We start from the raw sequence: 19,231 nt of genomic DNA on the forward strand, positions 1-19,231 counted from the left end.
GGACGATACATTCAGCCCACGGCCCGGGCTCATCCGCGAGCCTGGACGAGGAGGGGTATTCGTATCATGAGCAACTTCTGGGACATCATCTGGCTCTTCTTCTGGAGCTTCGCGTTCATCGCGTATCTCTTCGCACTGTTCGCGATCATCGGAGACCTCTTCCGCGATCACAAGCTGAACGGGTGGTGGAAGGCTGTATGGATCCTGTTCCTGATCTTCGTTCCGTTCCTGACGGCGTTGATCTACCTGATCGCCCGCGGACCTGGGATGGCCGAACGCAGTCAGAAGCAGGCCAGGCAGGTTCAGGAGGCCACAGACACCTACATCCGTCAGGTCGCCTCATCCAGCCCCGCCGATGAGATCGCCAAGGCCAAGGGTCTGCTCGACAGCGGCGCCATCACGCCGGAGGAGTTCGCGCACCTCAAGTCTCACGCGCTCGGGACGAACGCCGCCGCGGCGCCGAGCGCACCCGCATCGCCCAGCGCTCCAACAGCACCCACCGCCTGATCGCTCACGTCGGTGACGTGAGTTGACGGCTCAGTCCGCCGGACCTCCGGCGCCGCCCACCGGGGCGGCGCCGGAGCGGCGTGACCGGATGCGGCCGCTAGCCGGGTTGAACCGGCACAACGTCGGCCGCGAAGTACTCGCCGGCGTCACCCTGCTGGCGATCGCTGTTCCCCTGAACATCGGCTACGCCCAGATCGCCGGCCTGCCCGCGACAGCCGGCCTTTATGCGTTGGTCGTTCCAGCCGTGCTCTACGCGCTCACGGTGTCGTCGCGTCAACTCGTCGCGTCTCCGGATGCCGCGGCTGCCGCGCTCGTGGCGTCGTCGCTCGGCGGCCTCGCGGTAGCCGGCGGCCAGGACTACATCACCCTCGCCCTCGCGCAGGCGATCATCGGCGGCATTCTCTTCCTGTTGTGCTCGGTCTTCAGACTCGGATTCTTGGCCAACTTCCTGTCGAAGCCCATCCTGATCGGCTTCGTCGGGGGTCTCGCGCTCGACATCCTGATCAGCCAGATCGCCAAGATGCTGGGTGTCAAGATCGACAGCGGAGGCGAGTTCGTCGACAAGCTCACCGGGCTGTTCACCGGTCTCGGCACGACCAACGTGTGGTCGTTGCTCATCGCGGTTGGTTCCCTCGTGGTCCTGTTGGTCGGCCGCCGGGTCCTCGCGGCCGTGCCGTGGGCATTGATCGTGCTGATCGCCGCGACTCTGATCGTCGTCTTCACCGGCGCCGAGAAAGCCGGTGTCGATGTGCTGGGCAAGGTCGATGCCGGGCCCCGCGGCTCACATGGCCGACGATCGATTGGACGACCTGGCTCACTCTCATCCCGTCGGCCATCGCGCTGACCCTCGTCACCATGGGTGAGGGCCTGCTCGTCTCCCGCTCGTACGGTGAGAGGCGGGGCTATCGCACGAGTCCGAACCGCGACCTCTTCGCGTTCGGCCTCGGCAACTTGGGAGCCGGCGTCACGGGGGGCTTCACCGTCGGATCCTCGACGTCGCGCACGGCGGCGATGGACCAATCGGGCTCGCGCACGCAGCTGCCCACCCTCATCACGGCCGTCGGCACCCTAGCGCTGCTGATCTTCGGCACAGGGCTGCTCGAGCACATCCCGTCGCCCGCCATCGGCGCGATCGTGGCCGTCGCGGTGTGGCCGCTCCTCGGAATCCCCGACCTGATCTGGCTGTGGCGGCAGGACCGCTTCGAGTTCGTCATCGCGGCGGTCTGCTTCCTCGGTGCGCTGTTGCTCGGTCCGATCGCGGGCATCGTCATCGCCTTCGTGCTCTCGGTCATCAATGTGACGCGTCGCGCAGCGAACCCCGCCATCGACACGCTCGAGGCCGACGGCGACCCGAACGACTCCCTGCTCGATGCGGCAGACCCGGGTGAGCCGACAGCGCCGGGTGTGGTCATCATCCGGCACGCGGCACCTCTCTTCTTCGCCAACAGTGCCGTCTTCGAGCAGGCGGTCAAGCGAGCGGTGCGCGCTACGGGCGCTCACCATGTCGTGCTCGATATGGAAGCCGTGACCGACATCGACGTCACCGGCGCCGAAGCATTCCGGTCGGTGCGTGCCTGGCTGACCGACCACAAGGCAGACCTCGCGCTGAGCCGGCTGCGGCCGGGCCTCCACGACCTGATGGAGCACTTCGAGCTCCTCGACGGGGTCACCGTCTTCGACACGAACCGTGCGGCCCTCGCCGAGCTCGCACCTCCCCAGACACCCTGACTCGTTAGCCTGGAGCCATGATCGTCGTCGTGGGTTCAGGGGTGGCGGGAGCGAGCACGGCGTTCGCGTTGGCGAGACGCGGCGTCGAGGTCGGGCTCGTGGATGCGCACCTCGCCGGGCGGGCGACCGCTGCGGGAGCAGGCATCATCCAACCGTGGAGCACGGGGGCGGAGGGGGAGTTCTACGACCTCTACGCCGCCGGCGCCGCGTTCTATCCCGAGCTGATCGAACAGCTGGCAGAGGTCGACGTCACCGACATCGGCTACCGGCGCAGCGGCGGCCTTGTGGTGAACGAGGATCCCGGCGTGCTTGCAACGGTCGAGCAGCGAGTGCGCGGCCGGTTGGGCTCGGGGGTCTCGCGTCTCTCGAATGCCGACGCGCGTGAGCTCTTTCCGCCGCTCGCGGAGAACCTCGACGGGCTGTTCATCGAGGCCGGAGCGCGAGTCGACGGTCGCACTCTGCGCGACGGGCTTCTCGCTGGCGCCGCGCGACTGGGCGCGCGAACCCTTGGGGACGCAGTCGAGGTCCGCGAGGGTGGGTCCCGCGGCTGGCGGCTCTTCATCGACGATGTGGAGACGGGAGCCGACGCGGTCGTGTTGGCGACCGGGGCCTGGACCAACCGCATCCTGAGCCCGCTCGGTCGTCGGATTCCGGTCGAGCCGCAGCGTGGCCAGATCACGCACCTGCGTCTCGAGGGGGTAGAGACCGGGGGCTGGCCGTCCGTGCATCCGGTCGCCGACCACTATCTCGTCGCTTTCGACCGCGGAAGGATCGCAGCGGGCGCGACCCGCGAGACGGGCAGCGGATTCGACGCCCGGGTCACGGCTGCGGGGCAGAAGCACGTGCTCGATCGTGCGCTGGCGCTCGCGCCGGGTCTAGCCGACGCCACCTTCATCGAGACGCGAGTGGGCTTGCGTCCGCTGCCCGACCGCGACCTGCCGACGGTCGGCCCGCTCGACGGCCTCGACGGGCTCTTCGTGAACGCGGGATTCGGTGCGGGCGGACTCACGATGGGCCCGCTGGTGGGTCACCGTCTGGCCGCGACGGTCATCGGCGAGCGAGACGGCTGACAGCAGCCGGGGTCAGCGCGCCGTCCACCCGCCGTCGATAGCGAGCGTCTGGCCGGTGATCAGCGAGGCAGCGGGGGAGCACAGGAAGGCGACCGCGCCGGACACTTCGGACGGCACCCCGATGCGATGGAGGGCGGCGATACGCTCGATCGTGTCCGCCTTGAACGCCTCGTCGGAGAGCGCCTCGCTGGTGCCGTCCGTCTCGATGAACGTCGGGGCGACCGCGTTGACCCGGATGCCGTACTCGCCCCACTCGACGGCGTGGCAGCGGGTCATGTGCACGACCGCCGCCTTGCTGATGCTGTACGAGGCCTCCCCGGGAAGGGCGACGAGCCCGGCCTGCGAGGCGACGTTCACGATCGATCCGCCACCGGATGCGCGCATCAGTCGTGCGGCGTACTGCGACAGGAAGAACGTTGACCGGGTGTTGAGCGCCCAGACGGCATCGAAGTTCTCTTCGCTGACGTCGATCGCGGGTTCGCTGATGCCGCCGCCGGCGTTGTTGACAAGGATGTCGAGCCGGCCGAAGTGGGCGGCCGCCTCCTCAATTGCGGCGTGACTTGCGCGGAGGTCGAGCACATCCAAACGCAGGGGAAGGGCGTGAACACCGAACTGCTCGATCTCGGCGACGAGGCCGCCGTCGTTGCCCGGGTCGCGCATCCCGAGCGCCACGTCGGCTCCCGAGCGCGCGAGCTCTATGGCGATCGCGCGACCGAGGCCCCGCGTGGCGCCGGTGACGAGTGCGGTCGAGCCGGCGAGGCTGAACGGCGATCCCGCAGAAGCGCTGTCGCCGCTCATGGCTTGGGCTGGGAGGGAGCGTCGGCCGCGGGGCTCTCCGCGGACTCGGGGGCGGGGTTCGCCGCGCCGGTGGCCTGTGCGGTCCGCTCCTCGGTGGTGAGGAACGTGACCTTGTCTCCGATGGCAGCGATGCGCTCGAACCCGAGGCGTCGCGCAAGTGCCATCGACGACTCGTTGTCGACATCGATGACCGCGGTCACCCAGAGCGCTCCGACCTTACGGAACGCGAAGTCGAGCAGGGCCTCGGCCGCCTCGGTCGCGTAGCCCTTGCCGCGGTAGTCGGGCAGCTGCAACCAGCCGACCTCGACCGATCTGCCCTCGGGGAGCACGGTGCGCAGGTGCATCGAGACGTCGCCGATGAGCGCGCCGTCGAGCTCGACAGCGAGGGCGAGAAAGTCGTCGGCCTGGTAGAGCGAGGTCTTGCGGGTGCGATCCCGAAGGTGCGAGCGCACCTCGGCCTCGGAACGCTTCGGCCAGTGCAGGTAGTTCTGGATGGCCGGGTCGTTCTCGATACGGGTCCAGGCTTCGAGGTTCTCCATCCGGTGCGGGCGCAGAACGAGTCGCTGCGTGCGCAGCACGGGCGCGTCGACCTGTGACGGAAGGTGCGCACCGCGCAGGAATCGTGGTCTGCGGGGTCGGGGCAGAGGCATCGAGACGTGACCTGCTTTCGGGAGGAAGGTACGTACCAGTCTGCATCATCCCGCTCGCCGATGCCTGATCTGTGCACACCCCCTGGCTTCGCCTCGCCGCCGAGAGTGGAGTTTCTACCGTTTTCGGGCCCCGAAAACGGTAGAAACTCCACACTCGACGCCCGGGTAGGGGAGGGGGAGGGAGGAGGGGGCGGGGGCGGCTTGTGGTGCATATTCCGCCACTGATATGTTGAGCCAGCTGAACGCGGATGCGGCGCTTTTTCGACCGGGTTACGCGTTCCCGGCACTCGGCACTCGGCACCAGCTTCCCTGATCCGCTGGCAGGTGTCCCGCTCGGTAGGAGACCCAAATGAGAGTGTCGAGCCACAGACTCCCGAGGCCCCCTGGGCGGCTCGGTGCAGTTGCGATCGTGCTCGCGATCGCATTCCTGACGCCGCTTACGTTTTCACTGCCGGCGGAAGCGGCAGATTCGTCGATGACGCTCAGTGGACACGTGACCCTCGGCGACGGGGCCACACCTGCCGGCGCCGGCGGCGTTCGAATCGACCTCTACTGCTTCGCGTGCGGTCCGGTCGTCATAGCGAGCACCACTACTGACGCTTTCGGGGACTACGAGTTTACTCAGCCCACGATCGGAACCGCGACCTATGTCGTCGACATGGTCGATACCGCCTCGGACGGCTTCCTCAACGCGTGGTGGACTCCCGACGCTGGCACCACTGGCTCGTACGCGCGGCTGCGAACCCAGGCCGAAGTCATCGACCTCACAGCAGGCGGATCGTTCACCGCCGACATGATCATGCCCAAACCTGCGAGCATCAGCGGCAGGGTAATCACGGCGGCTGGTCAGATTCCCCGGGTCAGAGTCGACGTGAGCGCGGTCCGAACTGACAACTTCACGAATCCTTGGAGCTGGCTCTACCCCGAAAGCGGCTACCCCGTAGTAGACGCGACCACGGTTCCGCTGGCCTCCGACGGCACGTACACGATTCCCGGTCTCATGCCCGGAAAGTACATAATCACGTTCGCGCCGAATTACTTCGTCGGTGACTCGAACCTGACAGGCTCCTATGCGGGGTCGACATTGCAGACTCCCTTGGCCAAATCACTCCTTGTGGCTCGCAGCGGGCAGGCGGTGGCGGGAGCGGACGGCGTTCTCTTCAACGGGGCGACCGACAACGTCAGTGTCACCTGCCCCGGCTGTGGCCCCACCGGTTACACGATGCTGACGCGTTCGCACCAGGCTCCTGGCGGTGGCTGGATCGTGGACTTTTCGTCGCACGTCGAGGCAAACGCATCGAACGATGTGCGCACCGTCATCGCGGGACTTCTGCCCGGAACCTACCGCCTGCTCGCGTACAGGGCGGATGACCCGCAATTGGGCTACGGCGTAACGACGGTCACGGTCGCCGAAGGTGAGGTCACGAACACGGGTCTGACGATCGAACGACCGTCGACGAGCCGAGTGTCCGGCGCGGACCGGTTCGCGGTCGGCGCCGCTGTCTCCAATTCCACCCTGGCGGGGAGTGCTGGGTTCGCTTCCGGTGTTCCCGTCGTCTATATCGCCAACGGACTGAACTTTCCCGACGCACTCTCGGCCGGCCCCGCGGCCGCGGAAGGCCACGGACCGGTGCTTCTCGTAACCCCGTCGAGTATTCCGCCGGCTGTCGACACCGAACTCCGACGACTGGCGCCACGGCGGATCGTCGTCGTGGGTGGGAGCGCCTCGGTTTCAGACTCCGTTGTCGCCGCTTTGGCCGGCTACGTCCCTGATCCCCATGATGTGGTCAGGGTGTCAGGCGCCGACCGCTATTCCGCGTCGCGCGCAGTCGCCATGGCGGCATTCGGACGTGGCGGGGCTTCGACCGCCTACCTCGCCACAGGTGCCAACTATCCAGATGCTCTTGCGGCGGGCGCGCCTGCAGCCGAAGCGAAGGCGCCCGTCATACTCGTGAACGGCAATTCGCCCACTGCTGACGCCGAAACGCTCGCAACGCTCAAAAGTCTCGGGGTCACGACCATCAAGGTCGTGGGTGGTGAGGCATCTGTTTCGGCTGGATACTTCGCCTCGCTTCAGAGGATTCCCGGCACCAAGGTGACCCGTCTGGGCGGCAGCGACCGCTACGCGGCATCCGTCGCCGTGAATTCGGATGCTTTCCCCCGGGTCCTGAATCTCTCGTACCTCGACTACGTGGGCAGCACCACCGCGCCGCCGGACTATGCATTCTTGGCATTGGGCACCAACTATCCGGACGCCTTGTCAGGCGTTCCCCGCGCGGCCGCCCTTGGCGCGCCCCTGTTCATCGTGCCGGGATCCTGCATCCCGACGGCCGTGCTCGAGGAACTACGGGATCTCCAGATCACGCACCTGGTCCTCCTGGGTGGGACCGGTTCGCTCACAACGGCGGTCGCCGCCTATGTAGCGTGCCCGAGCTAACCGAGGGCGTTAACGACAAAACCCCCGCCGAGGCGGGAGCCGTGTCTACTGTCTCAACCAGTGTGCGCCCGGAGGGATTCGAACCCCCAACCTTCTGATCCGTAGTCAGATGCTCTATCCGTTGAGCTACGGGCGCGTCGGTCCTGAGCTATTCGCTCCCGGACCGGGTTAGAGCCTACATGATGCCGTCTAGGACCGCCAATTGGCGCTTCAGGGCGACCTGGCGGTACGAGGTCTCGATCAGTTCGGCGATCTCCTGCCAGTCCGTGGCGGCCGCTGCAGCGTCGCCGGCGGGTTCCAGTGAGAGGTCGATGGCGAGCCATCCTGAAGGCCCCCAGTACGGCGGGATGAAGATACGAGCGTCCTGACGAAGCGCAAGCGACTCGTCGGGGTCGGGTTTGAAGACGAGGCTGTTCGAGCGGTCCATACTGCTGCCGACGAAGGCGAACACCTTCTTCCCGGCGAAAAACGTCGGCCGGCCGTGGGAGAGCGCTTCGACCGACTCCGGGAGCCGTAGACAGAGGGCTCGCACGCGGTCGACGAGAGGGTCGCCCGGTTCGAACAGGCGCGGATGCTCCATGCCGGGAGGCTACCGCGCCGAGCCTCGCAGGACCAGACTGTCAGGCACGACAGCGAACGGTTCGGCGCCGAATCCGGGAGGTTGACGATGAGTGTGTTCGTGGACATGACGATGTCGCTCGACGGGGTGACGGCCGGCCCCGAGGTGGGTCGCGCGCATCCGCTCGGGCTGGGCGGTGGGCGTCTGCACCGGTGGATCGGGATGGGCGGCGACCAGGACATCCCGAACCCGCCGCCGCGTGCGGGGAGCCGGAGATTGCCGACGAATCAGCCGCCGCGGGGATGCTCGCCACCGCCGGTGCGGTCGTGCTCGGGCGCACGATGTTCGACGTCGGCATCGACCTGTGGGGACCCGATGGGGCGTTCGAGGTTCCGTCTTTCGTCGTGACGCACCGCTCGGAGCCGGTGCTCGTGCGGGGCGCGACCACGTTCACCTTCGTGACCGAGGGGGTGGAGACGGCGGTGAAGTGGGCCAGGGATGCGGCGGGTGACCGCGACGTCGCCATCGTCGGCGGGGCGCAGGTCGTCGACGAGGCGCTCCGCGCGGGCCTGGTGGACGAACTGGTCGTGCACATCGTGCCGGTCATCTTCGGGGAGGGGACGCGCCTCTTCGAGGACGGTCCGCATCCGCGCGTCGAGCTGGAGCCGCTCTCAGTTGTGCAGACGCCTTCCGCGACACACCTCCGCTACCGCGTGCTCCTTTGACGCAGCGTCAGGCGAACACCTCGTCGAGGAAGCACACCAGCGCCCGCCAGCCGCGCGCATCGGCGACCGGACGGTAGCGCTCGCCGCCTGGGATCGTGAACGCGTGCGGCGCTCCCGAATACGTGGTCACCTGCCAGTCGACGTGCGGGGCCGCGCGCAACTCGTTCTCGAACGCGGCCACGGCTTCGTCGGGCACGACCGGGTCGTCCCCGCCCGTCAGCACCAGCAGGGATGCGGCGATCGCGTTCGCATCGCTCGGCTCGTGGGTGATCAGCCCGCCGTGGAACGACACCACTCCACGGGCAGGAGCACCCGTGCGTGCGAACTCGAGCGCAGCAGTTCCGCCGAAGCAGTACCCGATGACCGCGAGGCGGGCGGGATCGACGGCAGGATGCTGGCGCAGCCAGCTGAACCCGGCGGCCACCCGTGCCCGCAGCAGCGGCAGGTCGCGATAGTACTTGCCGGCCTCCGCTGAGGCGGCATCGCCCTCGGGTCGCACATCGGCGCCGTAGAGGTCGGCTGCGAAGGCGACGTACCCGAGGCGTGCGAGCATCTGGGCCCGCATCTTCACGTTGTCGCCGACGCCGTGCCAGTCGTGCAGGATGAGCACGCCCGGCTTGCGCTCGTCAGCCTGCACATCCCGGGCCAGGTAGCCCTCGAGCGCCAGACCTTCGTGCTCGTACGACTCGGTCTCCGCCTCGATCACCGAGTGGGGGCCGATGGGCACATGCCCGAGCAGGGCCTCGTGGGCGGGCGACAGGGCAGACGGGGAAACGACGGTCACAACAGCTCCAGTGTCTCGGTTCGCGGGCGACGGTCGTCGCCGCGGGCTGGCCTGCTGTGGCTCTCGCGGATGCGGTACGCGCGGAGTCCCGTCGGGTGCGGGTCGGGATCCCACGCCTTCACACTACCTCGGCTTGCTTTCGCACGCGATGAACGGCGGCGGCTACGGCCCGGGCAGACCCATCGCGCTGGACGTCCCGGACGGACGTACCATGGGCCCATGGCTACGGAGTTCAGCAATGAGACGGATGCGCAGCGGTACGCGATGCACATCGACGGCGAGCTCGCAGGTGTGCTCGACTACAGCATCCTGGGCGGCGCCATCTCGCTCACCCGGGCGTTCACGGTACCGGCACGTCGAGGTCACGGCCTCGCGGCTCAGCTCGTGGAGTTCGCCGTGAACGACATCGAGGCGAACACCTCGCTGAAGGTCGTTCCGATGTGTTGGTACGTCGCCGATTGGTTCGAGCTGCACCCGGAGCGCGCGGGTCTGCTGCACAAGCGCGCGGGCTGACCGCGGATGGCGCACCCGCGAATGGCCGACCCGTGGACGGCACAGCGGACGCAGGCGATCGTCACAGGTTTCGGCGAGGCGGAGCGCATCGCCCTGGCGGATTCGCCCGTTCCCCGACCCCGCAAACGCGATGTGCTCGTGCGCGTGACCCACGCATCCGTCGGCAGCACTGATGTGCTCGCTCGCCGCGGCGGCTACCTGCTGCAGCCGATGGTGGGCTTCACACCCGGGTACGACTTCGTCGGTGTGCTCGAGACGGTCACGGGGTCGGCAGAGCTGCTCGGTCTGCGAGTCGGCAGCCGGGTGGTGGGCTGCCTGCCGCGCATGGGATCCCACACGACGCACCTCGTTCTCGACCCGTCCTTTCTCATCAGGGTTCCGGATGCGCTCGACTCGGCCGTCGCCGCCACGTCGCCACTCGATCTCGTGACGGCCGCGCTCGCGCTACGGATGGCGATGATCCCGGCGGGCGGGAGCGTGCTCATCCAGGGCGTGACCGGAGCCGTCGGAGCGTTCGCCGCGCAACACGGGGTGCAGGCGGGGCTTTCGGTGTTCGGTACGGCATCCGTTCGGTCGCGCCCGGAGGCTGAGCGGCTGGGCGCGACCTTCGTCGATTACGCCGACCCCGCCTGGCCCATCCGGGTTCGGGATGCGTCGGGCGGCGGGGTCGACGGAGCGATCGACCACACGGGCTCACCCCTCGTCAGGAAGGCGGTCTCGCCTCACGGCACCCTCGTGCACACGGCGTTCGTCGGCACCCCGGGGCGGGAGCGTCGCGACACGGCAACGGGAGGCATCACCTCTGGGGTGCGCCGCTGGTCCCGTCCGCGCGAGCGCGTCTGCTCCGTTCCCCTGTTCGTCGAGACCCAGCGCAAGGCGTATCGGGAGATGCTCACCGGCGAGCTGGAGCTTCTCGCTTCCGGTGTGCTCACCGCGCCGAAGGTGGTCGCCGTGCCGTTCGGGGAGGTGTGGGATGCGCAGAGGCTCGCGGAGCATCCTGAACCCCGCACGAAGGTCGTGCTGGAGATGCCGAGCGCGGACTGAGCGCTCAGCTACCGCGCGATATCGGCAACGCTGGGCGCTTGCTCGATCCGGTACTCATTCGGGTCGAACCGGTGAGTGGTCCGCCGGAACGATGCCGCCCGCAGCGGCCAGAGTGCCGTGTTGCGGCCGCTCGCGTCGAGGTAGAAGCTCGTGCAGCCGCCGCGGCTCCAGACTCCCCGTGCGAGGGAGCGGTCGAGCCACCGGTTGTACCGGGTCGCAGCTGCCGGTCGTGCGTCCACGACCGCGCCAAACCCGGTTTGCTCCAGGGCGTCGATCGCATAGTGGATCTGCGCCTCGATCATGAAGACGACGCTGTTGTGCGCGAGCGCGGTGTTCGGCCCGGTCAGGATGTAGAGGTTCGGGAACCCGGGAACAGTCGAGCCGCGGAGAGCGAACATCCCACCCGACCACACGTCTGCAAGCACGCGCCCGCCGTCGCCGACGATGCGCTCGGCGATCCGGGGACGCGTCGCCGTGAAGCCTGTGGCGCACACGATCACGTCGACCGGTCGCCGCACACCGTCGCGAGTGACGATGGCGTCAGCCTCGATGCGCTCGATGGCGTCGGTGACCAACTCGACATTCGGGCGCTGGATGGCCGGATAGAAGTCGTCCGACACGAGAACCCGCTTGCAGCCGATCCGGTATTCGGGATGCAGGCGGGCGCGCAACGCAGGATCGGAGACCTGCTTCGCGAGGTGCCGGGACGCGACCCGTTCGACGATGGCGCCGATGCGCGGTCGCGTGAACCCGAACCAGCGAGCGTCGTTGAGGGTGAAGACGACGGCCCGGCGCGCACGCTGCAGGATCGGAAGCGTCGCGAAGACCCGCCTCCGGATGCGACTCGTCGGGCGATCATGACGCGCGATGATCCAGGGCGGTGTCCGCTGGTAGACGGTGAGCCGCTCGACCTGGGCTTGCAGTGCAGGCACGATCTGGATCGCTGACGCACCCGTGCCGATGACGGCGACCCGTTTGCCGGTGAGATCGAGTGTGTGATCCCACCGCGAGGAGTGAAAGAGGTGGCCCGTGAACGACTCGAGTCCGGGTATCGCCGGCCACTGGGGGTCGATGAGTGGCCCGTGGCCGGAGAGCAGCACGCGCGCGGAGAGCGTGCCCTGCGAGGTGAGGAGCGTCCATCGACCGGCCTCGGCATCCCAGGTCGCCCGCTCGAGTTCGACGCCGAACCGGATGTGCTCGCGAATGCCGCGCCGGCGCGAGACCCCGATCAGGTACTCCAGGATCTCCGGCTGGCGACCGTACGTCCACCGCCACCCGGGGTTCGGTGCGAAGGAGAACGAGTACAGGTCGCTCTTGATGTCGCAGGCCGCGCCCGGGTACGAGTTGTCCCGCCAGGTGCCGCCGACCTCGTCACCGCGCTCGACGACGACGAAGTCCGTGAGGCCGTGCTCGATCAGCTGCCAGGCTGCGCCGATTCCAGCGAAGCCGGCGCCGATGACCGCGATGTCGCACCGCTCCTCCACAGGTCACACAGTATGCCTCGTCAGCCCGTGGATGGTTCGGGAACGGGATCTGCCAGACTCGACGGATGGGGAACAGGGTTGCTCTCATCACGGGCGTCGGCAGGCGCGAAGGCATCGGCCGGGCTATCGCGTCACGGCTGGCGAACGACGGGTGGGACATCGCGTTCAGCTTCTGGCGTCCGTACGACCAGCGACTGTCGCCCGCGGCGCTCGATTCCGGCCCCGAGAGCATCGAAGCCGAGCTGAATGCGACGGGTCGGCGCATCCTGGCGGTCGAAGCAGACCTCGAGAACCCGCAGACTCCGGATGCGCTGCTCGCTCAAGTGAACCGCGAGCTCGGTCCCGTGACCGCCCTCGTGCTCTCGCACGCGGAGTCGGTGGATTCGAGCATCCTGGACACCTCGATCGAGAGCTTCGACCGGCACTTCGCCGTCAACACGCGTGCGGCCTGGCTGCTCATCGCCGCCTTCGCCCGTCAGGTGCCCGAGACGGGAGGAGCGATAGTCGCGCTCACGAGCGATCACGTCGCGCACAACCTGCCTTACGGAGCGAGCAAGGGTGCGCTCGATCGGATCGTGAACGCGGCAGCGATCGAGCTCGGCCCGCTGGGGATCCGCGCCAACTCGCTCAACCCGGGCCCGATCGACACGGGCTGGATGACGGACGACGTGCGCGAGGCACTCACGGCCGGGCAGCCCTCGGGCGCGCTCGGTACGCCCGAAGACACTGCGGATATCGTCTCGTTTCTCGTCTCCGATCAGGGTCGGTGGGTCTCGGGTCAGTTACTGAAGAGCGACGGCGGATTCTCGGCCTAGCTCGCAGAACCGCAACCGCGGCAGAAAACGACCCCCGCACGCCGAAGCATGCGGGGGTCGTCTCGTACCCAGGCGCTAACTCAGTGCGCCGATGGCGAAGCTCACGGAACCACTCGCGTCCACCTGGGCGTCGAGGATCTTGTCATCGAGCGCGACGGCGGCTCCGGGCTCCAGGAAGAGCCGGGCTCCCGACACCTCGACGACCTGGTCGGCCGGCTCCGGTTCTGGGGCGACGGCCGCGGCGAACGAGGTGTTCTGCGGGTTGCTGCTGCTGATTCGCAGTCCAGCGTCCTCCTCCGGGGTCTGCCCGGTCAGAGTCTTGACGATCGTGCTGGCGTTCTCGGTCAGGGTGAGCATGTGCTCTCCTTCCAATTGCGTTTCCCAAGAACCATCCACGCTTCCGCGATCACGGCCGAGCCTCAAGGCTTTGCACGCCATTGCCAGGAAACGCCCACCCAGCACAGAATGAGGGATGACTGGAGCATCCTCCGCATCGTCGCAGCCGCTTCCGCTCTGGGCGCCGCACTACGGCGCGACCTTCGGCGAGGCGGTCAAGCGCTTCTTCAAGAAGTACGCGCGGTTCGACGGACGAGCGAGCAGAAGCGAGTACTGGTGGTGGCAGGCGCTCCAGGCGGTGGTGCTGTTCGTGCTGTACATGATCACCTTCATTGGCGGTGCGATCGGGTCGGGTGGCCGCGACGCGCAGGCCGTTCCAGGCGTGGGGATCTTCATCGGCGTCGCGCTGCTGATCGTCTGGGGGCTGGGCACGCTCATCCCGAACCTCGCGCTGCTCGCGCGACGGCTGCACGACGTGAACCTCAGCGGCTGGATGATGTTGATCGGGCTGGTGCCATACCTCGGCGAAATCGCGCTGATCGTGCTCACGATTCTGCAGCCGAACCCGTACGGGGCACGATTCGATCGCGCCGACGATGAGGTGCCGGGGTATGTGCCCGTCGTGCCGGTCTCCCCTACGTACCATGCCGCGGGGCCGGTAGGGCCGGCCGGACCGCCGCCGCCGCCGCAGTTCCCGTCGGCGCCGTACCCGGGGCGGCCATTCCCGCGGAGCCCGTATCCCGGCGAGCCGCTGCCGGGGTCGGGGCAGGTGTACCCGCCGAGTGTCCCGCCTCAGGTGCCGCCCGGCCCGCCCGCGCCTCCCGGGCGGCCTGCACCGCCGGGGCCGACTCCTCCTCCGGCGCCGCCCGGACCCCCTCCTGCGCCACCCGCTCCTCCTGCGCCGACGCCCCCACAGGCACCTCCGCCCGCGAAAGAATGAACGTATGACCTCGATTCCCAACGTCGCGCTCAATGACGGCCGTAGCATCCCCCAACTCGGTTTCGGCGTTTACAAGATCCCCGAAGCCGAGACGGCGGATGCGGTGATCGCCGCCCTCGACGCCGGATACCGGCACATCGACACGGCCGCTTTCTACGAGAACGAGCGAGGCGTGGGCGAGGGGATCAGGCGAAGCGGCCTCGACCGCGACGACGTCTTCGTGACGACCAAGGTCTGGTGGGACCAGAACGGGTACGACACGACGCTCCGCTCGTTCGACGCCAGCCTCGAACGGCTCGGCTTCGACACGGTCGACCTGTTCATGATCCACTGGCCGGCGCCGAAGCACGACAGGTACGTCGAGACCTGGCGCGCGCTCGAACGGGTTCGGGATGAGGGACGCGCGCACTCCATCGGAGTCGCGAACTTCCACATCCACCACCTCGAGCGGCTGGCGCGGGAGACAGAGACCGTGCCCGCCGTGAATCAGGTGGAACTGCATCCGTGGCTGCCGCAGGACGAGGTGCGTGCGTACGGTGCGGAGCACGGAATCGTGACCGAGGCCTGGTCGCCGCTCGCCCGCGGTCGCATCCTGGGCGACCCGACGCTCGACGCTCTTGCCGCGAAGCATGGCGTCTCTCCTGCGCAGGTCGTGATCCGGTGGCAACTGCAGCTCGGCAACGTCGTGATCCCGAAGTCGGTCTCGCCCGAGCGCATCCGTCAGAACCTCGACGTCTTCTCGTTCACCCTCGACGACGCCGACCTAGCCGCAATCGCCACCCTCGCCTCCGGCGCCCGCACCGGCCGCGACCCCGACGACCTCGGCTGACGCTGCGCCGCGCTCCGCTCCGCGCCGCGCTCCGCGCTCGCGCCAAACGCAATCGACTCCGGGAGAAGTCCCCCTGAAAGCCTGCCGAAACGGGACTTTGCCCGGACTCGATTGCGTTACCCCTGCCACGCAAAGCCGCGCGCCGTAACGCAATCGAGTCCGGGAGAATTCCCGGTAAATCCCGCTCATGAGGGGATTTTGGCCGGACTCGATTGCGTTATGCGAGCGAGCGAGCGAGCGCAGCGCGGCTCGGCGAGCGTGCGAGCGCGGCCGGCGCGCAAGCAGCCAAGCGCGCTACTCGCCGGTGGGGTGCGCTCCGACGGCGTCGATCAGCCAGGCGTACGAGAACGCGCGCTCGCGCCAGGCCGAGTAGCGGCCCGAGACGCCGCCGTGTCCGGCCGCCATCTCGACCTTGAGCAGCGCATCCGCCCCGACCTCGCGCAGCTTGGCCACCCACTTCGCCGGCTCGACGTACAGCACGCGCGTGTCGTTGAGGCTCGTGACGGCCAGGATGCGCGGATAGTGCGTCTCGTGCACGTTCTCGAGCGGCGAGTACGACTTCATGTACGCGTACACCTCGGGGTCGTGCAGCGGGTCGCCCCACTCGTCCCACTCGATCACGGTCAGCGGCAGCGACGGGTCCAGGATGCTCGTGAGCGGGTCGACGAACGGCACCTCGGCGAGGATCCCCGAGAAGTACCGCGGCGCGAGGTTGGCCACGGCGCCCATCAGCAGCCCGCCAGCGCTTCCGCCCTGTGCGGCGAGCCGATCGGGGAGGTCCAGCCCGTGTCGATCAGGGTGCCGGGCGCTCTCGACGAAGTCGGTGAACGTGTTCTTCTTGTGCAGCTTCTTGCCGTGCTCGTACCAGAGCCTCCCAAGCTCCCCGCCGCCGCGAACGTGCGCGATCGCGAAGACGATCCCGCGGTCGAGGAGGCTGAGCCTCGGGATGCCGAACGACGGGTCCATGCTCGCTTCGTACGACCCATAGCCGTACAGCACGAGCGGCGCGGGTTCTCCCGGCGTCACGAGGTCGCGGCGGTAGACGAGCGAGATCGGGATGCGCGTGCCGTCCTTGGCCGTAGCCCACTCCCGCCGCTGCTCGAACAACTCGGGATCGAACTCGCCGAGCACGGCCTGCTGCTTGCGGATCTTCAGTTCGCGCGTTCGCACGTCGTAGTCGAAGACCGTCGAGGGCGTGACGAAGCTTCCGTAGCCGAGCCGCAGCGTCGGCTGGGTCCATTCCGGATTGCCGCCCACGCCCACCGTGAAGATCGGCTCGTCGAACTGCAACTCGTGCAGCGTGTCGTCATCCGAGCCGTTCTTCTCGGGCACGCACGCGACAGCCACCCGGGTGAGCCCGTCGCGACGATATTCGACCGAGACGAAGTCGCGGAACGCATCCACGCCCTCGATGCGCACCTGCGGGTTGTGGGGGAGCAGGATGCGCCGGTGTCCCTGCGGGTCGCTCGCCGCGACGCTGACCAGCTCGAAGTTGATCGCGCCGTCGTTGTGGACGATCAGCAGACGATCGGTTCCCCCACGACGACGTGGTCGATGTCGTACTCGACGCCCTCTTTGCGCGGCCAGACGACCCTGAACTCGCCGGTCGGATCGTCCGAGTCCAGCAGCCAGGCCTCGCTCGTGATGCTCGAACCCGCCTCGACGACAAGGAACCGCCGACTGCGGGTGAGACCGACTCCCACCCAGTAGCGCTCATCCGGTTCGTGGAAGACCTGCTCATCGGTGCGCGTCCCGTCGGCCGTGGTCGCCGGGCCCTCGCCGACAGGATGCCGCCAAACGGTATCCGGACGCCATGCGTCGTCGACGGTCGTGTAAAAGACGAACCGCCCGGTCTGGTCGAACAGTGCACCACCGGCGGTGTCCGCGATCTCGTCGGGGAACTCGACGCCGTCGTCGACGAGCGACCGGATGCGGATCGTGTACCGCTCATCGCCCTCGGTGTCGACCGCCCAGAGCAGGCGCGTGCCGTCAGCGCTCACGTCGAAGCTGCCCAGCGAGTAGAACTCGTGCCCCTCGGCCTCGACATTGTCGTCTAGCAGAATCTGCTCGCCCGGCAGGCCGTTCCGCTGCGCCTCCTCGTCGAGCGCGGGCGGCTCCCAGTCGTTCGAACCCGCAATCGGCGCGCGGCAGTGGATGCCGTACTGCTGACCCTCGACCGTGCGCGTGTAGTACCACCAGTCGCCCTCGCGCGTCGGCACGCTCAGGTCGGTCTCGCGAGTGCGGCCCTTGATCTCCTCGAAGATCTGCTCGCGCAGCATGGACAGGTGTTCGGTGCGGGCGCCCGTGTACGCGTTCTCTTCGGCCAAGTGAGCGAGCACGGCGGGGTCGTCCTTCTCACGCAGCCACTCGTACTCGTCGATGTACACGTCACCGTGCTGCACACGCTCCGTCGGTTTCTTCGCTGTCTGCGGCGCCTCGATCATTCGTTCAGGCTACCGGCTGGCACGCCGCGCGGCGGGTCCAGCTCCTCGACGAGGGCGGTGACGGCGGCGAGGATGCGGTCGAAGTCGGCCGGCGCCGCGAGGCTTCGCCGCGCATCCCCGATCGCCTCGCGCAGCCGCGAGCGCGCCTGCTCGCGAGCCCCGCCGTCGCCGTCGCGGCTCACCGCCAGCCGGGCGTCCACAGCGTCGGGCAGCCGGAGCGCAACCTCGATGCAGTCGAACGCGCGGGTCCGTCGTCTCCGCCGACGGGGGCCGCCGAGCATCCTGTGCGCTCGATGGGCAGGCGAGAGTTGATCGAGCCGGCCGACGGATGCGCGCAGCGCGGCCACCCGCTCAGCCCGGCTCGGTCCCGGGTCGGCGCTCGGCGGTGCGAACACGCCCGTCACGGCGAGAAGTACTTCGGACAGCCGCTTGCGGAAAACATCCGAGCTCCGTACCGGGAGCACGAACCAGCTCGCCGCGATCCCGATCAGCGCACCGAGGACGATGGCCGCCATCCGTTCGAGCAGAAGGGAAGCCCCTGCTCCCGGCCCCGGGACCGGCGCGACACCGAGTACCCCCTGCAGCATGGTGAGTACCAGGGTGATCGTCAGAGCCCAGAATGCGTAGCTGAGCTGGCGGAGCCATGTCCCGACGAACAGCGCGGCGAAGATCACGACGACCGCGCCGAAACCGGTGGGCTCGACCACATACGACAGCCCCACCGCGCCGACCGTTCCGACCAAGGCTCCCGCGACACGAAGGGAGCTCTTGTAGACGACATCCCCGCGCCCGCGGTTGCCCGAGCACACGATGAACGCGGTCAGCACGGCCCAGATCGCATGCCCAGGGAACACCAACCACCCGACCGCGAACGCCACCGAGAGGGCGACCGCCATCTGAAGGGCCATCCTCGTGCTCGCCGCGAGGCGCGCACCGTTCGCCCGGGTCGCATCGCCTCGAGTGGTCCCGACTCGCCGTGCGCGCCTATCGTCCCGCGGCAAGTCGGGACCACTCGATCGGGAGCCACCAGGGATGAGCGCACCCACTTCCCGCGCGCTCCAGACCCACAGAATCGCAACGAACGACGCGAGCACCAGCATCCCGAGGTCAGCCCACCACATCCCTGTCTGCGGTGGAGCGGCCGGCGCGATCAGGATGGCGCTGAACGGCAGCGTGATCAGGGTGCCGAGCCGCGCCGCGCGCTCCCCGTATCGCCGCATCCAGATCGGCACCGACATCCCCGCCACGAACGCGATCGCTCCCACGACAGGGACCGCGACCAGCAGCCAGCCGACGCCCGCAGCGACGAGGCCGACGATCGGCAGCACAGCAGACGATCGGACGAACTCCGCACGCGAGGCGAAGGTGCGGCGCGACAGGGTCAGCGCAATCACCGTCGAGAGGAGCGCCGTCGTGTATCCCGCACCGATACCGACGGCGACCCACCACATGGTCGCGCAGGCGCCGATCGCAGCCCCGACGCTGAACGCCGCATCGATGCCGGCGCGGCCGAGAGCTGAGATGCTACGCATAGGGCTACCGTTTCTGAATCGTTCAGCGAAGAATAG

At 68.2% G+C, this 19,231-nt stretch carries 18 protein-coding genes, 1 tRNA gene and 1 pseudogene; 11 read left to right on the plus strand and 9 right to left on the minus strand.

Going from position 1 to position 19,231, the window contains the following annotated elements; genetic code table 11:
• Positions 1-66: 66 nt before the first annotated feature.
• From ACQ86A_RS03715 to ACQ86A_RS03730, 4 genes are all read left to right on the plus strand, one after another.
• Positions 67-507 carry an SHOCT domain-containing protein gene (locus tag ACQ86A_RS03715; protein WP_431279279.1) on the plus strand — a complete coding sequence of 147 codons (441 nt, stop codon included), beginning with the start codon at positions 67-69 and terminating at the stop codon, positions 505-507.
• An 88-nt stretch (positions 508-595) separates the two neighbouring features.
• Positions 596-1,351: a SulP family inorganic anion transporter gene (locus ACQ86A_RS03720; protein WP_431279280.1), complete on the plus strand. Its 756-nt coding sequence runs from the start codon at positions 596-598 to the stop codon at positions 1,349-1,351.
• Positions 1,342-2,235: a SulP family inorganic anion transporter gene (locus ACQ86A_RS03725; protein WP_431280359.1), complete on the plus strand. Its 894-nt coding sequence runs from the start codon at positions 1,342-1,344 to the stop codon at positions 2,233-2,235. Before ACQ86A_RS03720 ends, ACQ86A_RS03725 begins: the two co-directional genes overlap by 10 nt.
• Before the next feature lie 17 nt (positions 2,236-2,252).
• Positions 2,253-3,305 carry an NAD(P)/FAD-dependent oxidoreductase gene (locus ACQ86A_RS03730; protein ID WP_431279281.1) on the plus strand — a complete coding sequence of 351 codons (1,053 nt, stop codon included), beginning with the start codon at positions 2,253-2,255 and terminating at the stop codon, positions 3,303-3,305.
• 12 nt (positions 3,306-3,317) lie between these two features.
• On the opposite strand, the gene ACQ86A_RS03735 is transcribed toward ACQ86A_RS03730, so the two are convergent.
• A complete protein-coding gene (locus tag ACQ86A_RS03735) occupies positions 3,318-4,103 on the minus strand; it encodes an SDR family NAD(P)-dependent oxidoreductase (RefSeq protein WP_431279282.1) in 786 nt (261 codons plus the stop codon).
• Entirely contained in the window at positions 4,100-4,753 is a 654-nt protein-coding gene (locus ACQ86A_RS03740; RefSeq protein ID WP_431279283.1) for a GNAT family N-acetyltransferase, read from the minus strand. The genes ACQ86A_RS03735 and ACQ86A_RS03740 overlap by 4 nt, the downstream gene beginning before the upstream one ends.
• A 475-nt stretch (positions 4,754-5,228) precedes the next feature.
• Here ACQ86A_RS03740 and ACQ86A_RS03745 point away from each other — a divergent pair, with 475 nt between their 5' ends.
• On the plus strand, positions 5,229-7,190 hold the full coding sequence (locus ACQ86A_RS03745; protein ID WP_431279284.1) for a cell wall-binding repeat-containing protein: 1,962 nt from the start codon (positions 5,229-5,231) through the stop codon (positions 7,188-7,190).
• 63 nt (positions 7,191-7,253) lie between these two features.
• On the opposite strand, the gene ACQ86A_RS03750 is transcribed toward ACQ86A_RS03745, so the two are convergent.
• Positions 7,254-7,326, minus strand: a tRNA-Arg gene (locus ACQ86A_RS03750).
• Between the two features lie 39 nt (positions 7,327-7,365).
• On the minus strand, positions 7,366-7,770 hold the full coding sequence (locus ACQ86A_RS03755) for an MmcQ/YjbR family DNA-binding protein (protein WP_431279285.1): 405 nt from the start codon (positions 7,768-7,770) through the stop codon (positions 7,366-7,368).
• Positions 7,771-8,051: 281 nt separating this feature from the next.
• Here ACQ86A_RS03755 and ACQ86A_RS03760 point away from each other — a divergent pair, with 281 nt between their 5' ends.
• Complete coding sequence (locus ACQ86A_RS03760; protein ID WP_431279286.1) at positions 8,052-8,474, plus strand: dihydrofolate reductase family protein; 423 nt, start codon at positions 8,052-8,054, stop codon at positions 8,472-8,474.
• A gap of 7 nt (positions 8,475-8,481) precedes the next feature.
• Here the strand turns inward: ACQ86A_RS03760 and ACQ86A_RS03765 are convergent, their stop codons facing one another.
• Positions 8,482-9,258: a dienelactone hydrolase family protein gene (locus ACQ86A_RS03765; RefSeq protein WP_431279287.1), complete on the minus strand. Its 777-nt coding sequence runs from the start codon at positions 9,256-9,258 to the stop codon at positions 8,482-8,484.
• 219 nt (positions 9,259-9,477) lie between these two features.
• On the opposite strand from ACQ86A_RS03765, the gene ACQ86A_RS03770 reads away from it, so the two are divergent.
• Both ACQ86A_RS03770 and ACQ86A_RS03775 read left to right on the plus strand, forming a co-directional pair.
• Entirely contained in the window at positions 9,478-9,771 is a 294-nt protein-coding gene (locus ACQ86A_RS03770; protein ID WP_431279288.1) for a GNAT family N-acetyltransferase, read from the plus strand.
• Positions 9,772-9,792: 21 nt separating this feature from the next.
• The gene (locus ACQ86A_RS03775) at positions 9,793-10,815 is read left to right on the plus strand and encodes an alcohol dehydrogenase catalytic domain-containing protein (protein WP_431279289.1); all 1,023 of its coding nucleotides are present in this window, start codon (positions 9,793-9,795) and stop codon (positions 10,813-10,815) included.
• 8 nt (positions 10,816-10,823) lie between these two features.
• Here ACQ86A_RS03775 and ACQ86A_RS03780 read toward each other — a convergent pair whose 3' ends face one another.
• Entirely contained in the window at positions 10,824-12,299 is a 1,476-nt protein-coding gene (locus tag ACQ86A_RS03780) for a flavin-containing monooxygenase (RefSeq protein WP_431279290.1), read from the minus strand.
• 65 nt (positions 12,300-12,364) lie between these two features.
• Here ACQ86A_RS03780 and ACQ86A_RS03785 point away from each other — a divergent pair, with 65 nt between their 5' ends.
• A complete protein-coding gene (locus ACQ86A_RS03785; RefSeq protein ID WP_431279291.1) occupies positions 12,365-13,114 on the plus strand; it encodes an SDR family oxidoreductase in 750 nt (249 codons plus the stop codon).
• A 75-nt stretch (positions 13,115-13,189) separates the two neighbouring features.
• Here the strand turns inward: ACQ86A_RS03785 and ACQ86A_RS03790 are convergent, their stop codons facing one another.
• Positions 13,190-13,471 (minus strand): Fe-S cluster assembly protein HesB, encoded by a 282-nt coding sequence (locus ACQ86A_RS03790; protein WP_431279292.1) that lies wholly within the window; start codon positions 13,469-13,471, stop codon positions 13,190-13,192.
• A 115-nt stretch (positions 13,472-13,586) separates the two neighbouring features.
• Between ACQ86A_RS03790 and ACQ86A_RS03795 the strand changes: the two genes are divergently transcribed.
• Positions 13,587-14,390, plus strand: coding sequence for a DUF805 domain-containing protein (locus ACQ86A_RS03795; protein ID WP_431279293.1), 804 nt, complete (start codon positions 13,587-13,589; stop codon positions 14,388-14,390).
• Positions 14,391-14,394: 4 nt separating this feature from the next.
• Entirely contained in the window at positions 14,395-15,219 is an 825-nt protein-coding gene (locus ACQ86A_RS03800) for an aldo/keto reductase (protein WP_431279294.1), read from the plus strand.
• Positions 15,220-15,513: 294 nt separating this feature from the next.
• Here ACQ86A_RS03800 and ACQ86A_RS03805 read toward each other — a convergent pair.
• Positions 15,514-17,663: pseudogene (locus tag ACQ86A_RS03805) on the minus strand (S9 family peptidase).
• On the minus strand, positions 17,660-19,195 hold the full coding sequence (locus tag ACQ86A_RS03810; RefSeq protein ID WP_431279295.1) for an FUSC family protein: 1,536 nt from the start codon (positions 19,193-19,195) through the stop codon (positions 17,660-17,662). The pseudogene ACQ86A_RS03805 and the gene ACQ86A_RS03810 overlap by 4 nt, the downstream one beginning before the upstream one ends.
• Positions 19,196-19,231 lie beyond the last annotated feature (36 nt).

The organism is Leifsonia poae (genome assembly GCF_050632195.1).
Lineage (GTDB): Bacteria > Actinomycetota > Actinomycetes > Actinomycetales > Microbacteriaceae > Leifsonia > Leifsonia poae_C.

What these genes read in the sequence shown, in the direction of transcription:
- ACQ86A_RS03720 (WP_431279280.1), top strand. Translation starts at nt 596, where the DNA reads ATGCGGCCGCTAGCCGGGTTGAACCGGCACAACGTCGGCCGCGAAGTA.
- ACQ86A_RS03800 (WP_431279294.1), top strand. Translation starts at nt 14,395, where the DNA reads ATGACCTCGATTCCCAACGTCGCGCTCAATGACGGCCGTAGCATCCCC.
- ACQ86A_RS03770 (WP_431279288.1), top strand. Translation starts at nt 9,478, where the DNA reads ATGGCTACGGAGTTCAGCAATGAGACGGATGCGCAGCGGTACGCGATG.
- ACQ86A_RS03715 (WP_431279279.1), top strand. Translation starts at nt 67, where the DNA reads ATGAGCAACTTCTGGGACATCATCTGGCTCTTCTTCTGGAGCTTCGCG.
- ACQ86A_RS03795 (WP_431279293.1), top strand. Translation starts at nt 13,587, where the DNA reads ATGACTGGAGCATCCTCCGCATCGTCGCAGCCGCTTCCGCTCTGGGCG.
- ACQ86A_RS03755 (WP_431279285.1), bottom strand. Translation starts at nt 7,770, where the DNA reads ATGGAGCATCCGCGCCTGTTCGAACCGGGCGACCCTCTCGTCGACCGC.
- ACQ86A_RS03785 (WP_431279291.1), top strand. Translation starts at nt 12,365, where the DNA reads ATGGGGAACAGGGTTGCTCTCATCACGGGCGTCGGCAGGCGCGAAGGC.
- ACQ86A_RS03810 (WP_431279295.1), bottom strand. Translation starts at nt 19,195, where the DNA reads ATGCGTAGCATCTCAGCTCTCGGCCGCGCCGGCATCGATGCGGCGTTC.
- ACQ86A_RS03760 (WP_431279286.1), top strand. Translation starts at nt 8,052, where the DNA reads ATGCTCGCCACCGCCGGTGCGGTCGTGCTCGGGCGCACGATGTTCGAC.
- ACQ86A_RS03745 (WP_431279284.1), top strand. Translation starts at nt 5,229, where the DNA reads ATGACGCTCAGTGGACACGTGACCCTCGGCGACGGGGCCACACCTGCC.
- ACQ86A_RS03775 (WP_431279289.1), top strand. Translation starts at nt 9,793, where the DNA reads ATGGCCGACCCGTGGACGGCACAGCGGACGCAGGCGATCGTCACAGGT.
- ACQ86A_RS03730 (WP_431279281.1), top strand. Translation starts at nt 2,253, where the DNA reads ATGATCGTCGTCGTGGGTTCAGGGGTGGCGGGAGCGAGCACGGCGTTC.
- ACQ86A_RS03735 (WP_431279282.1), bottom strand. Translation starts at nt 4,103, where the DNA reads ATGAGCGGCGACAGCGCTTCTGCGGGATCGCCGTTCAGCCTCGCCGGC.
- ACQ86A_RS03790 (WP_431279292.1), bottom strand. Translation starts at nt 13,471, where the DNA reads ATGCTCACCCTGACCGAGAACGCCAGCACGATCGTCAAGACTCTGACC.
- ACQ86A_RS03740 (WP_431279283.1), bottom strand. Translation starts at nt 4,753, where the DNA reads ATGCCTCTGCCCCGACCCCGCAGACCACGATTCCTGCGCGGTGCGCAC.